Genomic DNA, 14,781 nt, shown 5'->3' on the forward strand with positions numbered 1-14,781 from the left:
TCCAGCCTCAAAGCCACTGTTCGAAAATGCCCAACGGCATCGGGATCTTCGCGACGTGGACGAAGAACAGGTAGGCCGCCAGCGGCAGCAACACCGCGGTCAGCAGCATCGGCAGCCACTGTTTTTGGCCGCCCAGACACATGGCACCGATTAGCATCAGCGTCGATGCCAGCACGATTCCGATCCAGTGAATGACCCAATAGTAGACAAAGAGGCCGCCGATGAAGACCAGGCCCTTGAGCAGGCTGATCCGGGTCAGCGGCAGCAAGCCGTCGGTGTTCTGTGACTTCGCTGCGCGACCTGAGCGGAGCGCGCCCAGAATGATTGTAAGGCCCATCGCCAGCAGCAGCCAGAAGAGCACCTTCGGCCAAAAGGCGGGGGACAGCAGTACCGAGCGTTCACTGCCCGGCAGCGTGATACCGGCCGGGATCAGCCAGGCGAGGCCGGTAATCGCCAACGCCACGACCGTCAGTCCTACGACCAGGTCGGATTTAGGTTTCATTGGGGATGTCCCCTGCAATCGGTCCGCTGAGCGTCCAGGAACGCTCACGACCGCTTTCGGTAATTCGAGATTCATCTACGCACTCCAACCATAGCTTGTTCGAAAAGAGAGGGAAGGCCGATGGCCTTCCCCCAACCGCGTCGGCGTCTGCCGGCACTGGAGCTAACGGGGCGAAGGCCTGGTTCGAAAGTGGGCAGGGGGCGGGTGGGGAGTCTGTAGTCGGTTCATCGGAATCTGTCTCCGGGCCAGGAGGGCCGTTTTGTTGTTATTGGCAGTATTAAAACTACCACTATTGATTACAGTAAGCAAACAAAAGCATGCGTTTGTCCGCTGCGACTTAATCCTGCTGGAAATGGCATTCTGGATCGGCCATCGATACACGAATTGCTGTCGGTTTGTGCTCAGGCAGTGCGCGTACTAGAATTGATTCCTTAACGTAACTAAATAAGGTTTTTGGTCTGTGTCCGATCAGTCGAATGACCGCTCACGCGGGGATCTGGGGCAAAGCAACCGCCGTCGCGTCATTTCCGAAATCCTGTTCAACGGGCCGGTGCCCCGTACCGAGATCGCGGCGCGTACCGGCCTCACCGCCGCATCTGTGTCCCGCATCACCCGGGATCTGATCAATGCCGGTCTGGTGGTCGAAGCCAAGGAACTGCCGAGCAGCCGCTCAGGCCGGCGTTTGGTGGAGCTGTCGCTGAATCCCGGTGGCGGTTATGTACTGGGCATCGGCATCAACGCCTTCGCCCAGGTGGTGTCGCTGGCCGATCTAAACAACAATCTGATCGCCGAAAGGGCGCTCGAAATCGAATGCCTGGTAGACCCCCAGCCGGTGCTGACCGCCGTCGCCGAAACGGCTCAGCAGATAATCGCGGACAGCGGCGTCGATCATGCCCGGATATTCGGTGCTGGCGTCGCTACGGCCGGTGCCGTGGATCCCGCCCGTGGCATCCTGCTTGATTCCCAAACGCTGGGCTGGAAGGATCTGGACATCGGGCCGCGGCTTGCACGGATGCTGGATCTGCCGGTGGCGCTAGAAAACTTGCCGAACTCAATCAACTTGGGGAAACCCGTTTCGGCATCGCCAAGGGTTGTCAGAACGTGGTGGTGGTGAATGCATCGTTGCGGCTCGGTGGCAGCCTGCTGCTGGACAACCATATCCGTCGCGGACGCGATTTCTCCGCGGCGCTGGTTGGGGATCTACGGGTCTCGGAGTCCGGGACCGTATCATCTTCAGATGAGCTGAAAACGCTGGACGAACTGGCCGGAGGTCGGGCGGTGATGCGCGCGCTGGGGCTGGATCCGGAAAGCCCGGAGCTGTCCAGCAAGGAGGTGGCGCAGCAGCTAGTGGAGGTCGTGGCGCGTGCCGGCCGCGGCGAGGCGGGCATCAACACGCACTTCTTGCATGCGGGCCAGATTCTGGGGCGGATGATCGATGTTATCTGGCGCCTGCTACGGCCCGAGACCATTATCCTGGCTGGCCCCCTAGCAGGCGTCGAGGCTTACAGCGTCGGGGTGCGCAAAAGCTGCCTGGAGTCCGACAGTAGCCTGCCGTTGCGGATCAGCAGTATGAGCAGTCAGGAAGCGGCGCGGCTGCTGGCGCTCAACGAGTTCATCGCCACCCGCAACCTGCCGCTGGAAGCCCTGGCCGGCTGAGCGGCGCAGGGCGGGTTCACTCAGTTGATCGCGAGCTGGTAACGATCGACGATCGCCTTGAATAGGTCGTACTGGAGGCGGACGAAGTTCTCGGTCTGAGCCGCGTCGCGTACGAAGGGGATGGAGTTGAGCTGGTTTGTCTGCCGTTGCCACTGTTCGTCTTTGCTCACCTGTTGTAGCACCGCCTGCCACTTATCGACGATCTCCGTCGGCAGGTTTGGCGGGCCGTAAAGGGCGCTCCAGCCGACGACCTGTTCAAGGTTCGGCATGTCGAGTTCGGCCACCGTCGGCGTGTCGGGCAGTTGGGCCGAGCGGGCGTCGGTGGTGATCAGCAAGGGCCTCAGTTGACCCGATTCGATGCCGGCGATCACGCCTGACATGTTTTGAAAGAAGATATCGACATGGCCGCCGGCGACCGCAGCCACTGCCTTGCCGCCGCCCTTGTATGGGATATGGGTAAAGCTGTTGCTGTCGAGGCCGAGTTCGCCCTGCAGCATGATCATCGAGATGTGCTGCAGCGAGCCGATACCGGTCGAGGCATAGCTGAGAGACTTGCCCTCGGACAGCGCCTGACGCAGGTCATCGAAACTCTGGTAGGGGCTGTCGGTGCCGACCGTCAGCACGAAGGGGTTCTTCTCCAGCAGTCCGAGGAAGGTGAAGTCGTTCCAGCGGTAGGGGATGCGGGGGTTGATCGCGGGCACCGCCGCCTGGGAGCCGACGCGGGCCAGCAGCAGGGTATAACCGTCGGGCCGTGAACGCGAGACGAAGGTCGAGCCGGTGACGCCAGCAGCGCCAACCTTGTTGACGACGATCATGTCTTCACCGAGGTATTGGCTGGCGGCATTGGCAAGTGTGCGAGCGGCGAGGTCGGCAGCGCCGCCGGGGCCATAGGGCGAAACCAGTGTTACGGGCTTCTCGGGATAGTCGGCAACGGCATTGCCGGCGAAGGCCAGCGTTGCCGCCAGCGCCACGGCCTGGAAGACCTTGGAGGCGAATAACTTCATTATTTTCGTACCTGCGTCTGGGCTGCGGGTCGGTACCGCAGCGATTGTTATTGTCGGTCACGCGATTTCAGTCTACTTATTTTGATTACAGTAAGCAACGAAATGTGCAGATTATTGTCAACAGGTCGACCAGCATGGCCGGGAAAGGTTCGGAACCGGGGGCGGTGGATCTGGAAGTGGTTTGGCTATGCTTGGACTGAGGTTGGGTCAGCCGGTGGGGGTGAAAGAGTGAAGACGATCTCCATGCCACAACTATTGCAGCGCTATCCGCCTGAATACTTTGGCACGCTGTCCACCTTCGGTGCAATCACCGAGGAGACGGTAAGAGGATTGCTGGAAGGCGGCCGTATCCTGCAACTGTCCGAGGGTGACATCCTGTACCGGAGCGGAAGTCGTGTGCAGGAGTTTTTCGTGCTGTGCGCGGGTAAGATCGTACTGTATCGCAATTACGACAGCCTGCCCGTTGCGGTCAGAACCTTCAGTCCGGGGAGCAGATTGGCTTTGCCGGGATGATCGCATTGCACGATCGGATGAATACCGCAGTCGCCGAGGCGGAGAGCCTGGTGTTGGAGATTTCGTCGGATCAGTTTTTCGCCCTGCACCAGGATGCTCCCGGTGACTTTGGCATTTTGATGCTGAATCTTGCCCGGGAGATGGCGCGTACGATCGCCCAGGAAGGCGACATTATCGAAATGCTTGGCCGGAAAAGCACTGGCGGTAGGCGTTAGCCCGCGGCCATCGAGGCGAACTGATCCGGGCGCATAGATGGTTGGGGAAAAAGAGGGCAGCGGCAAACACTGCGAAAACGAACTCCAGGGAGGCCTGACGAAACCTCACCTTTGAGGGGCAGTTGACCACCTCTCGCCGCTCAACAATGAGTGTCGCACTTATTATCTGAATCCCCGTCCTACCAACTTTCTCTCAATTAATAGCGTGCTACAGCGGAGGCCGCTGTGTGCCGGGCGCGGCCGCTGAAGGATCCTGGTTTTGTACATTGATTTACCTGAGATGGATCCCAGTTACGGGCAAATGCATTGCAGGAGGCCTGGTAGAATACAGTAGTTTGCTTGTTATTATATGAGTTCCTTGTCTTCACGTAATATTGACGCGAAAATGCTGAGGCCGGCGTTGTCCAAAGCATCGATATACTCTTCTGCCGTTTTGGGTATTCCAAGAATACCTTCAGGCTGCATTGGCAGGCGTCGCACTTCGGCGTTGAATTCGCGTCGTTCCTTCCGCCGCCAGATCCATGTCGGCCTTGAAAAGGCACGACCTGCTTTGCTTCCCAGAGATATTTCGTCGTAGGCTTGCCGCCAATCTGGCGGACCATCGGGTTCTCGAACAGGATCGAGCCGAGGATCCGCTTGCAGTCGAACGCGGGCTGGTGATGTTTCTTGTCCGTATCTGATGGACTTTGTCGGACATCTCATCGTCGCCCGAATATTTGGCTTCGGGAATGCCGTAAAGACGGAATACCTTCGGGGTGCTGCCGCCGCTCTGATCGAGTGCCGCAACAAAGCCGTATCGTTATGCACTTTGTCGAATTTTCGCTGTTTCATCATTCCCTCCATGCACTGTTGGGTTGGATGGGGTCTTCGGATCAGAGAATCGCAGTCGCAACCTGGGTCTAGAGTAAACCGCCAAATCCGGCACTTTGCCGGATGGACCGACCGTTGAAGCATCCAGCAGTCGCGTCGCTCGGTCGCGTTTCCCGGCCAGCAGATTTCAATTCAGCGCCTCTCCACCTGCGGGCTTCCGCTTTTATGATGCAAGTCGAGTACAAAAAGACCCAGCCTGATACCGGCCAGAATGCAGCCGACGGTGAGAAAGCCTGCCGGTGAGAAAGCGGGCAGCGCGAGCAGCAGCTGGGAGTCGTTGCCGCCCATCGCCAGCGCCGTGCCGACGCCCATCAGGGTACCTGCCAGCAGGTGCAGAAACAGCGGGCCGACGGTGGTCGAGCGCAGTTGCAGCTTTTTCAGCCGGTGGGCGCCGAGGGACATGCCGACGAGCAGGGCGAGCACCAGCGCATAGCGGGGCAGTGGGGGCGGCGGATGGACGTCGCCATTCAGCGCTGCCGCTATCTGCTCCTGCATCAGGCTGCCGGGCGACCAGCCCGGCTCGTAGAGGAAGAGCAACCCCGACAGCAGACCGATTCCCATCATGCCGAACCAGAGCCTTTGTCGCGACCGGTCACCCCGCAGTGCCCTGATGGCGAGCCCGCAGGAAGCTGTGAACAGAATCGCGAAGTGCAGGCTGTCGGGTCCGGGCAGCGCCGTCACGTGCAGATCCGGTTGCCACCAGGTCAGGGTGAACCAGCCAACAATCCAGCCCAGTGGAGTCGTCAGCATCCTCAGCTCTCCGCTGGCCAGTCGGCTGAGGGTCGAGATGCTGCAGCCCTGGTTGAAGGCGGTTCCGAGCCCGAACATGAAGCCGCCGATCGCAAACCCGGGACCGGGTTTGAACACCAGGAAGGGAATCGTGGCGCCGACGTAAGGCGCAATAGACGCGACCACCCAGACCAGCACCCCACAGCAGAGAATCGAAATCAGCACCTCGGGTCGGCCCTGGGACCATTCCCTGACACCGCGCACCAGGCACAGGCCGGTGATCTGCGTCAGATACCCCAGAACCGCAACCAGCAGAAGGGCACTCAGCAACAACAACATGGCGAAACCTCCCGGGTGGACGGTCGACAATTCCGTTAAATCAGCATTTTGACCGGCTCGGACGTGGCCGCAGGTAACGGAAACATTTCGTCCAGCGCCCGGCTGCGGCCACCCTCCATCACCTGATGGCAGTGATAGCGTTGCAGCTCGCGGGGCTCTCTGACGCCGCAGGAATGGGCGATGACACCGACCTCATGGACGAGGTTGTGCACGTAGTGACGCACGCGCTCCGCTTTGTGATCGGGGTCGAGCCCTTTCTGCAGACGCGCATTGTGCGTCGTGATGCCGGTGGGGCAGGTATTGCGATTGCATTGCAGTGCCTGGATGCAGCCCAGGGCCATCATGAAGCCCCGTGCCGAGACCGCGAAGTCGGCGCCCATGCACAGCGCCCAGGCCACTTCTGCCGGATTGATCAGCTTGCCCGAGGCGATGACCTTGATGCGCGATTTCAGGTTGTAGCGGTGCAACCGGTCGACGAGTAGCGGGAGGCTCTCACGGATGCTCAGCCCCATGTAGTCCATCAGGCTGGTGGGCGCGGCACCGGTACCGCCGTCGGCACTGTCGAGGGTAATGAAGTCCGGTGCCGATTCGATTCCCCGCTGTTGGATCGCCGTGAACAGGGTATCCAGCCAGCCGTAGGCTCCCAGCACGCACTTGAACCCCACCGGCTTGCCGGTTACCCGCCTTATCCGCGCAATCAGGTCCAGCAGGTCATCGACGCTGTTGATGTCGGGGTGGCGATTGGGACTGATGGAATCCTGTCCGATCGCGATACCGCGGATTGCCGCGATCTCTGCGCTGACTTTGGCGCCTGGCAGGATACCGCCCTTGCCGGGTTTGGCGCCCTGGGACAGCTTGAGCTCGAACATCCGCACCTGATCGTGGGCGGCAATCTCCCGAAGCCGGGTATCGCACAGGTTGCCGTCGGCATCACGCACGCCGTATTTGGCCGTGCCGATCTGGAAGACCAGGTCGCATCCGCTCTCCATGTGCCAGGGCGACAGGCCGCCTTCACCGGTGTTGAGCCAGCAACCGGCCAGCTTCGCGCCGCGCGACAGCGCCTGGACGGCCGGTTTCGACAGTGCCCCGTAACTCATCCCGGATATGTTGAACAGGGAACTTGCGGCGTACGGGTGGCGACAACCGACCCCGATGGTAACGGTGCCCACCGGTGCGGCGTCGGTGCCCAGCGTCGGGAACGGGCAGTTGACGAAGATCAGGGCGCCGGGCTGGTGAATATCCCGGGTGGATCCGAACGCCTGGGTGGTATCGACATTCTTGGCGGCCCGATACACCCAGCTGCGCTGGGCCCGGTTAAAGGGCATTTCCTCGCGGTCCATGGCGAAGAAGTATTGCCGGAGAAAAGTGCCGAGATGTTCGAAGACATAACGGAAGTGGGCCACCACCGGATAGTTGCGCCGCAACGCCTGGCGGGTCTGGGTCACGTCAAGCAGGTACACCACCAGCAGTGCCAGCACAGCCAGTCCCACCAGTAGCACGAACAGATAGGCCAGGGTGGAAAGAACGGTATGCACAAGATCAAAGGTTTCGCGGGACATCATGGTCAGGCTCCTTCCGGTCGTACCGGGTACGGATGGCTAGGTATCGGGGACGGGGCACAATCGCACAGCGGGATCAGCACGCCGGAGGCCAGATAGCGGGACAGCAGAGGTTGCAGGTCGAAGGTCCCATCGAGCATCAGCGCCTGGTCGACGGCCTCGCCGAGGGCTCGCCCCGCCATAGCGATGTCAACAAGCGCCCGGCCGGGGGTGCAAGGCCCAGAGCTGAACCGCCCATTGCGGGCGCAGTACCAGTACCGTCTCGCCACCACGGTCCAGGTCGATGGTTGCCGGCTCGTCGACCTCGGCCTGGTTGGCCTGCCAGATGCGATAGACGGGAAAATCGGACGCCAGCAGGCGGCAGGCCGGCCCCAGATGGAATCGCAGGCCGGGCAGATCGTCTGCGGGCATGCGGCTCAGCGCGTCGAGAGCGACGGCGGCATTGCCGGGGGCATGGAACACCTCATGGCAGGCCCATTCCAGACGGGCGATGTCGGCAAGGTAGGGCAGGCTGGCCGCTGGCTGGAAACCGGCAACAAAGGCCGCCATCCGGTCGCCGAACTGAGTGAGGTCGCCGCAGGCGGGGGATGGTTGCGCAGGTACCGGTCGACCAGGTAGCGAAAAAGTCCGCGCCCACCAGGCGTTGCATGACCGGGTAAACGGCTTCCAGCGCCTCGGTCAGGGAAATCCTGAAATTGTTGCGGTACACCTGCAGCAGCCGGGCGGCGGGCAGGCGTCCATCGGGAATCAGCCCCTGTAGGTGCTTGAGGTCGCTGCCCCAAAGGTCTTCGGCAAAGGCCCGTTGCAGTCGGTTAAGAGCGCTCATCGGCAGGTCTCCCGGCGCCTTGTCGCGGCGCGGTTCAGGCAATCACGGGCAAGCCGCGCCTGATCGACAAGATCCGGCAGGGGCGGCAGCTCGGCATCCCATTCGATCAGGGTCGGTTTTGGTCCCAGCCACCTCAGCGCACGGCGGTACAGGGACCAGACCTGATCACAGACCGGCGAGGCGTGGTCGTCGATCAGCAGCTCAGCGTCGTCGAACTGTTTTCGGCTGTGGCCGGCCAGGTGGATCTCCCCGACACGGCTGGCCGGGATGGCCTTCAGATAGGTTTCGGCATCGAAACCCTGATTGAAGGCGGACACGAAGATATTGTTGATGTCCAGCAGAATGCCGGCGCCGGTGCGTTCGGCGACTGCAGCCAGAAACTCCCATTCCGGGATGGTTGAATGACGATAGCGCAGGTAACTGGACGGATTCTCGATCAGCAGGCGCCACCCCAGGATTTCCTGGGCCTGATCGACCCGCTGGCAGAAATGATCCAGCGCTTCTTCGGTGTAGGGCAGCGGCAGCAGGTCGTTGAAGTGGATGCCGGATACTGCACCCCAGCTAAGGTGCTCCGATACCAGTCCCGGTCGTACCCGGTCGATCAGTTGCCGCAACAGGCGAAGATGCGGCTGGCTGATCGGGTCGGTGGAACCCAGTGACAGGCCCACGCCGTGCAGGCTCACCGGATAGTGCTCGCGGGCCTGCATCAGATAATGGAGCGCAACCCCACCGTTGCCGAAGAAATTCTCGGAGTGGACTTCAAGCCAGCCGACGGATGGACGCGTCTGCAACAGCGCCTCCATATGGGGACTGCGCAGACCTATCCCGGCATCGACCGGAATGGCGCTGTTGACGGCTGGCACGGGCTTGACAGGTATCAGAGGGTTCATCGGCAATCTCCTGAAGATATCGGAGCGGTTGGGGCGATTCGGAACGCGATCGCCCCAACGTGCTCAGGGAGCGACATCAGTGATGGGCCAGCCGTCGCTTCGGAGCCAGGTAGGGTCCGATCAGCGCATCCAGGGACAGCGCACCCGGTCCGTAGAACAACGGCACCAGCAGCATCAATCCCCAGTACTGATGGTCCTTGAGGCCGATCTCGTTCAGCTCGGGATATGAGATCACGGCCACAATATTGAACAGGAACAGCGTCAGGGCGCTGAAGCGGGTGGCAAGACCCAGGGCGAGCAATGCAGGCATCAGCAACTCCACGCCGGTACCGAGATAGGCCGCCAGTTCCGGTGGCAGCAAGGGGACGCTGTATTCGTAGCTGAACAGGTAGAGGGTGGCATCCCAGCTGGCGATCTTGGTAAGACCGGCCTGCCAGAAAATAGCCGCAATCCAGAGTCGGAACAGCAGGCTCACAGCGGGACTGAGCCGATCGAGTGCGTGACTGCTCCAGCGGATACAGCCTGCGATTCGATCAAGCAACGCCGGGCCGGCCGCGGCCGGTATGACGGTGTCTGAGGGTATGGGGTTCATGCGGGCAACCTCCGTGCGTGGTGACCGGAGCCAGTCCGGATCACCACCCATGGTTTGCAATAGATCCTGAAACGAGGACAGACGAAAGAAACGAGGGGCCGTCGGCCGGTCACTTGGCGGTCAGAGAACCACCGGCAATCTTGCTGCAGGTGCCTTTAGGCACGGCGATAAAGGCGTCGGTCTGGCGATCCTGCTTGGTCGTCCCGGCGCAGGAGCTGGTTGCGGTCTGGCAGTCATTCTTGCCCTTGGCGGCGACACCGTAGCATTTCTCGAATTCGGGATTGTCGGCCTTGGCGGTGTTCAAGGTGACCATACCCGCGGTGGAAAGGGCGAGAACGGCTGCGGTAATCAGTTGAGTGGAGACTTTCATGTTCGATTTCCTCAGGTAACAGTTTGGTATATGGCTTAGGCTTCGGGCCTCGTCGCCATGGAACACAGTCTGAAGAAATCGGCTGGGCGCCAACATTCGCAATGACACCAGTTGTACCTGCGGAAAACCGTAGTAGGGCAGGTAGCATACCGGGTTAGCCGCGTGAACCGGGACGGGTAAATTGAAGATATTCAGGCAGGAAGAAAAAACCGTTTCTTGGGATGTCTGTAGCGGAATGACCGAGGAGGTCCATCATGCGAGTCTCGCATCAAGAATACGTCACCACCGGTCTCAGCCGTGCCGCGCTGCGACAGGAAAATATCCGCTTCGACGGCACCGGCGGCATCAGCCAGAATAACCGGTCATGCGGATTTCGGCCGGCTTTCCTGGATACACTGAGTGGTCGCATCTACTTATCCCGTTTTGCCAACGGAGTCCCCGCCCCCGTGCATCTGCTGGAGGGGTTGCCTGCGGAACTGGTGGTCAGCGGCGAGGGCCAAGCGCTCCGGATTCGCGCGACCGTGATTTCCGGCTTCGTGCTCGATGGCCGTTTCTATACCCGGGATCAGGCCACCGCCTATGCACTTGGGGGCGATTGCAGTGATCAATGCCTTATACTGAAAGCGACCGGACCCGCAGGCTCCAAAGTCTTAACCACCGCATCCACCTCTGCGGACCAGGGCCCGGCAGCGGGAGCTGGATGACAGTTTGAGCAAATGGGGAAACGTCATCATGTCGGACGCTGTGCCTGCCTTCAGCAAAGCCGTTCTTCACTTCGACGACAAGGCAAAGCTGATCTATTTCAGTCCGGAGCTGCCGCTAACGCTGGGCTATGACACGACGACGTTCAGCCTGATGCCCCTGACCGGGCTGATTCCCGAATTGACGCCCGAATGCATCGCCACGCTCTGGCGACAAACGACGGTCGAGGGCAGCGCCCGGCTGCAAGGCCGACTCGTGGCGAGGCAAGGGGGACAGATGCCGGTCGACATCCGCTTCGGCCGAATTCAGGTCGACGGACAAATCCAGCTCTGCGCCTGCCTGCACCCGATGGTCGCGAGCAGCGAAGCGGAACGGCTGTTGCAACTGGTCGTCCGCACCACCGCCAGAAGTACCGGGAGCGAATTCTTCCGGATACTCGCGCGCTCGGTCGCCGAAGTACTCAACGTGGAGGGCGCGCTAATCACCGAGTGTCTGGATTTTCCAACCACCCGGGTACGCACCCTGGCCTACTGGACCGAAAGCGCCTTTACCGGCGATATCGAGTATGACCTGGTGAATACGCCCTGTGACAAGGTGATCAAGGAAGGCCGTGTCTGTTTTTACGCCAACCGGATGTCGGAGCGCTATCCCGAGGATGTCGGTGTCGAGAGTTACCTGGGGCTGCCGATCTTCGATGCCGACCATCGCCAGGTGATTGGCCATATGGCATTCTTCGATTCGCAGGAGATGCCGGCCAGTTTCTATCACAAGGCGGTTTTCGACGTTTTCTGCGATCGTGCCAGCGCCGAGCTGCAACGGATACAGGCGCTACGCGACCTCCAGCATCAGGAACGGAAATATCGTCTGCTGGTGGAGAATCAGCAGGAACTGGTTGCACAGCTGGATCGGGACGGCCGGTTCGAGTTCGTCAGTCCCTCGCTGTGCGAGTTTTTTCAGCGAGACGAGGCGTCTCTGCTGACGGTTTCCTTCCACGACCTGATCGAGCGTGCCAGTCAGAGACGAGTCCATGCCTGCTGGAAATCGCTCGATTCGACACCACACTGGGCCGAGTTCGAGCACCGGGTTCAGACCGCGCGAGGTGCTCGCTGGCTTTCCTGGTCGCTAAAAGCAACGATGGTGCAAGGAGTCTTGCAGACTGTAGTGGCCGTGGGACGTGACGTGACGCAACGCCGTGAGGCGGAGGAAAAGGCCCACCGAACACTGCAGGAGCTGGCCCACCTCTCGAGAGTCAGTTCGATGGGCGAGATGGCGTCCGCTTTCGCACATGAAATCAACCAGCCCCTCTGCGCCATCCTCACCTACGCACAAGCGAGTCTCCGTCTGCTCGGTAACAGCTCGAACGAAAACAGCGAGATTCGTCATGCGATGGAACGCGTTGCCGCCAACGCGGAACTGGCCGGCAATATCATTCAGCAGATGCGTAATTTCCTGCGCAAGGGCGAGCCGGAGCTTACGGCGACCGATATCCTGGCGTTGCTGCAGGATTCGATATCGCTCGCCCGGGTGGAGCTGCATGATGACGACATCGAAATTCAGCTGCAGAGCGAACAGCCTCTGCCGCGGGTTCACATCAATGCCACCCAGATCGAACAGGTTATTCTGAACTTCCTCCGCAATGCCCGAGACGCCATGAAAGCTGCCGGTCGCACCGGCCGGATCAGAATCATGGCGCAGCGCAGTGCCCCGGGAGAACTACAGGTCAGCGTGCTGGATCAGGGGCCCGGTATCGATCCGCAACTGCAGAGCCGGATGTTCGAGCCGTTTGTCACCAGTAAATCCGCCGGCATCGGGATCGGACTCTCCATCTGCAAATCCATCATCGAGGCCCATGGCGGACGCGTCTGCGGATTCAATTATCCCGAGGGCGGCGCCTGCTTTCAGCTGACGCTGCCATTAACCGAATAGCGAGGAGGCAGGACGTGACCTTGGATCAGGCCCGGGTGTTCGTGATCGATGACGAACCGGATGTGCGCGAAGCAATGTCGATGCTGATTCGCTCTGTCGGACTGCAGGTCGAGACCTACGGCAACGCACTCGATTTTCTCAACCACTATCAGCTGGCGTGGTCCGGCTGCATAGTGGCGGATATCCGCATGCCGGGGATGAGTGGGCTGGAACTTCAGGAAAAGCTCAACGCCATGGGGGCGACGATTCCGATGATATTCATTTCCGGTCACGCCGACGTGCCGACCGCGGTGAGGGCGATACAGGAAGGGGCGATGGATCTCCTGGAAAAGCCCTTCCGTGACCAGCTTCTGCTTGACAAGGTACAAAGCGCGATCCGACGGGACCTGGAACGGCGCACGGAAGCCGAAGCCAGGGCGCGGTTGCATCGACTCTACGACACCCTGACGCCACGGGAAAAGGAGGTTATGGCGGAAGTGGTGTCGGGCAAGATGAACAAGGTTATCGCCAGCGACCTCCACCTCAGTACCCGCACTGTGGAATTACACCGCGCCAACCTGATGGACAAGTTGCAGGTGCACTCGGTGGCGGAACTGGTACGGCTGGCGCAGGCGCTGGAGGAGGACGGTTGATCGGACACCGATGATTCGATTCGGGCCGCTCCTGCGTTTAAAGCATTTTCGCGGGGCGGCCTTCCGCCGTCCATGGCGATAAGCCGGCGAGCACCGGGAGTATTTTTCGATAAGGCCCGTCAGGGGCGAGGCATGGATGCCGAGCCTCAGATCCGGCACAGGGATCTGCCGCTCTTTACCTTGACGGAAGTGAGCCCGGAAAATACTCCCAGAGCGCAGCAGTCGCGGCTTCTTCGGGCGTCGTCTTGTTGAGAGAGCCTTTGCCTACTTTTCTTTGCACGAGCAAAGAAAAGTAGGTCGCCGGCAGGCGAAACCGGGATTATCCGACAGCGGTAACACTTCCTGCATCTGACTTTCTTAGAATAGCTCCGAATAATCCAGGTTTCGGGTTACGATCCTTCGGGTCTTCATCCAGCAATTGCATCTGCCAGGCGCACCGTCACAAGAGGGAGGCTTGGTCTTGAAAAGGCTCTTGGACCCGGTCAGGGCGGGGCGGGCGATTGGGTTTGACTCCTTGCAGCACCTCACTAGAATGGGCTGTGGTGCGGCGCAGCATTCTCGCAGGATCCCATAGTAGGAGAGCACTATGTTTGAAAACAAAGAGGTCGTCGAACAGGCACGTCAAAGCGCACAGGACAGCATCGAACTGGTGCAGGCGCTCGGTGCTGCGGTGCAGGATTCGATGCTCCGGATGGGGCAACTGAATCGGGAATTTTTCGAGGGGCTGGCAGCCGTAAAGGCACCGACCGAGCTGCTCGGCGCTCAGGCCGACTATCTGCAGAAGTGTGGCCAGGTCGCGCAGTATACGGTATTGAACCTGGCGAAGCTGAGCTGTGAGGGCGTGCTCGACTGTTGGGGGCGCTTCAATGCGGAGCCCGCTGCTGCAGCGTCTCAGACGGTCGAGCCGGCCCCGACGCCGGTTCAGGAAGCTGAGTTCAAAGCGGGCGCCGAGCCGGTCGCCGAAAAGGAACCCAAGCCGGAGCCCAAGCCTGACGTGAAGGTGGAAACCGAAGTCGTGGCAAAGGCCGAATCGAAGCCGGAGGCTCAGCCCAAGACGCCGGCGCAGAAAGCCGCTCCCAAGCCCCGTCGCCCCCGCCGCACAACCAACAAGATGGCAGCCCCCAAAAAAGCCACGTCAGCCAGGAAAGCCGGCACGGCCCCGAAGGCCGGGTCGTCGGCGAAGGCGACTGCCGACCCGGTTCCGACGCTGACAAAGGTGGCAGAGCCTGCTAAGCCGGTGCAAACGCCGGCCGCCGCGGTGAAGCCCGCCGACATCACTGCTCTGAAGGCGAGCACTGAAGCCAAGGATGCACCGGCCGCTGCAGCCAGTGGTCGCGAAACCAAGGGCTGAATGGGGACGGATCAGACGGCAGCCAGCCGGTAATAGCCTGCAGGCAAGGGGCGTTCGGCGAACGCCTGGCAAAACAACGAACCCGGGCACCCGTCCGTGTTCTGG

The 14,781-nt window shown here is 60.8% G+C and carries 19 protein-coding genes; 8 read left to right on the plus strand and 11 right to left on the minus strand.

Annotation, left to right across the window (positions count from 1 at the left end):
• Positions 1–7: 7 nt before the first annotated feature.
• Positions 8–577 (minus strand): tripartite tricarboxylate transporter TctB family protein, encoded by a 570-nt coding sequence (locus tag ACFQDL_RS24155; protein ID WP_379911239.1) that lies wholly within the window; start codon positions 575–577, stop codon positions 8–10.
• A 385-nt stretch (positions 578–962) separates the two neighbouring features.
• On the opposite strand from ACFQDL_RS24155, the gene ACFQDL_RS24160 reads away from it, so the two are divergent.
• Together ACFQDL_RS24160 and ACFQDL_RS24165 are read left to right on the plus strand one after the other, a co-directional pair.
• Positions 963–1,616: an ROK family transcriptional regulator gene (locus ACFQDL_RS24160; protein WP_379911240.1), complete on the plus strand. Its 654-nt coding sequence runs from the start codon at positions 963–965 to the stop codon at positions 1,614–1,616.
• Positions 1,610–2,158, plus strand: a complete 549-nt coding sequence (locus tag ACFQDL_RS24165) for a hypothetical protein (protein ID WP_379913301.1) — start codon at positions 1,610–1,612, stop codon at positions 2,156–2,158. Before ACFQDL_RS24160 ends, ACFQDL_RS24165 begins: the two co-directional genes overlap by 7 nt.
• Positions 2,159–2,178: 20 nt before the next feature.
• On the opposite strand, the gene ACFQDL_RS24170 is transcribed toward ACFQDL_RS24165, so the two are convergent.
• Positions 2,179–3,162, minus strand: a complete 984-nt coding sequence (locus ACFQDL_RS24170; RefSeq protein ID WP_379911241.1) for a Bug family tripartite tricarboxylate transporter substrate binding protein — start codon at positions 3,160–3,162, stop codon at positions 2,179–2,181.
• 228 nt (positions 3,163–3,390) lie between these two features.
• On the opposite strand from ACFQDL_RS24170, the gene ACFQDL_RS24175 reads away from it, so the two are divergent.
• Both ACFQDL_RS24175 and ACFQDL_RS24180 read left to right on the plus strand, forming a co-directional pair.
• Positions 3,391–3,675, plus strand: a complete 285-nt coding sequence (locus tag ACFQDL_RS24175) for a cyclic nucleotide-binding domain-containing protein (protein WP_379911242.1) — start codon at positions 3,391–3,393, stop codon at positions 3,673–3,675.
• A complete protein-coding gene (locus tag ACFQDL_RS24180; protein WP_379911243.1) occupies positions 3,672–3,890 on the plus strand; it encodes a hypothetical protein in 219 nt (72 codons plus the stop codon). Before ACFQDL_RS24175 ends, ACFQDL_RS24180 begins: the two co-directional genes overlap by 4 nt.
• 345 nt (positions 3,891–4,235) lie before the next feature.
• Here ACFQDL_RS24180 and ACFQDL_RS24185 read toward each other — a convergent pair whose 3' ends face one another.
• The 9 genes from ACFQDL_RS24185 to ACFQDL_RS24225 all read right to left on the minus strand — a co-directional run bounded on the left by ACFQDL_RS24185 (position 4,236) and on the right by ACFQDL_RS24225 (position 10,065).
• Complete coding sequence (locus ACFQDL_RS24185) at positions 4,236–4,721, minus strand: hypothetical protein (protein WP_379911244.1); 486 nt, start codon at positions 4,719–4,721, stop codon at positions 4,236–4,238.
• Between the two features lie 171 nt (positions 4,722–4,892).
• Entirely contained in the window at positions 4,893–5,828 is a 936-nt protein-coding gene (locus ACFQDL_RS24190) for a YeeE/YedE thiosulfate transporter family protein (RefSeq protein WP_379911245.1), read from the minus strand.
• A gap of 35 nt (positions 5,829–5,863) precedes the next feature.
• On the minus strand, positions 5,864–7,390 hold the full coding sequence (locus tag ACFQDL_RS24195; RefSeq protein WP_379911246.1) for an FMN-binding glutamate synthase family protein: 1,527 nt from the start codon (positions 7,388–7,390) through the stop codon (positions 5,864–5,866).
• Between the two features lie 2 nt (positions 7,391–7,392).
• Positions 7,393–7,569 carry a hypothetical protein gene (locus ACFQDL_RS24200; protein WP_379911247.1) on the minus strand — a complete coding sequence of 59 codons (177 nt, stop codon included), beginning with the start codon at positions 7,567–7,569 and terminating at the stop codon, positions 7,393–7,395.
• A gap of 7 nt (positions 7,570–7,576) precedes the next feature.
• A complete protein-coding gene (locus ACFQDL_RS24205; protein ID WP_379913507.1) occupies positions 7,577–7,936 on the minus strand; it encodes a hypothetical protein in 360 nt (119 codons plus the stop codon).
• Positions 7,851–8,213, minus strand: coding sequence for an HvfC/BufC N-terminal domain-containing protein (locus ACFQDL_RS24210; protein ID WP_379911248.1), 363 nt, complete (start codon positions 8,211–8,213; stop codon positions 7,851–7,853). Before ACFQDL_RS24210 ends, ACFQDL_RS24205 begins: the two co-directional genes overlap by 86 nt.
• Positions 8,210–9,103, minus strand: a complete 894-nt coding sequence (gene bufB / locus ACFQDL_RS24215) for an MNIO family bufferin maturase (protein ID WP_379911249.1) — start codon at positions 9,101–9,103, stop codon at positions 8,210–8,212. Before bufB ends, ACFQDL_RS24210 begins: the two co-directional genes overlap by 4 nt.
• 76 nt (positions 9,104–9,179) lie before the next feature.
• Positions 9,180–9,695, minus strand: coding sequence for a DoxX family protein (locus ACFQDL_RS24220; protein ID WP_379911250.1), 516 nt, complete (start codon positions 9,693–9,695; stop codon positions 9,180–9,182).
• Between the two features lie 109 nt (positions 9,696–9,804).
• Positions 9,805–10,065 (minus strand): BufA1 family periplasmic bufferin-type metallophore, encoded by a 261-nt coding sequence (locus ACFQDL_RS24225; RefSeq protein ID WP_379911251.1) that lies wholly within the window; start codon positions 10,063–10,065, stop codon positions 9,805–9,807.
• A 254-nt stretch (positions 10,066–10,319) separates the two neighbouring features.
• On the opposite strand from ACFQDL_RS24225, the gene ACFQDL_RS24230 reads away from it, so the two are divergent.
• The 4 genes from ACFQDL_RS24230 to ACFQDL_RS24245 all read left to right on the plus strand — a co-directional run bounded on the left by ACFQDL_RS24230 (position 10,320) and on the right by ACFQDL_RS24245 (position 14,676).
• Positions 10,320–10,769: a hypothetical protein gene (locus ACFQDL_RS24230; RefSeq protein WP_379911252.1), complete on the plus strand. Its 450-nt coding sequence runs from the start codon at positions 10,320–10,322 to the stop codon at positions 10,767–10,769.
• Between the two features lie 28 nt (positions 10,770–10,797).
• Positions 10,798–12,693 carry a sensor histidine kinase gene (locus ACFQDL_RS24235; protein ID WP_379911253.1) on the plus strand — a complete coding sequence of 632 codons (1,896 nt, stop codon included), beginning with the start codon at positions 10,798–10,800 and terminating at the stop codon, positions 12,691–12,693.
• 14 nt (positions 12,694–12,707) lie between these two features.
• A complete protein-coding gene (locus ACFQDL_RS24240; protein WP_379911254.1) occupies positions 12,708–13,325 on the plus strand; it encodes a response regulator transcription factor in 618 nt (205 codons plus the stop codon).
• 586 nt (positions 13,326–13,911) lie between these two features.
• A complete protein-coding gene (locus tag ACFQDL_RS24245) occupies positions 13,912–14,676 on the plus strand; it encodes a hypothetical protein (RefSeq protein WP_379911255.1) in 765 nt (254 codons plus the stop codon).
• The last annotated feature ends 105 nt before the right edge of the window (positions 14,677–14,781 follow it).

The organism is Marinobacterium aestuariivivens, from assembly GCF_042661465.1.
In the GTDB taxonomy this organism is placed as follows: Bacteria; Pseudomonadota; Gammaproteobacteria; order Pseudomonadales; family Balneatricaceae; genus Marinobacterium_A; species Marinobacterium_A aestuariivivens.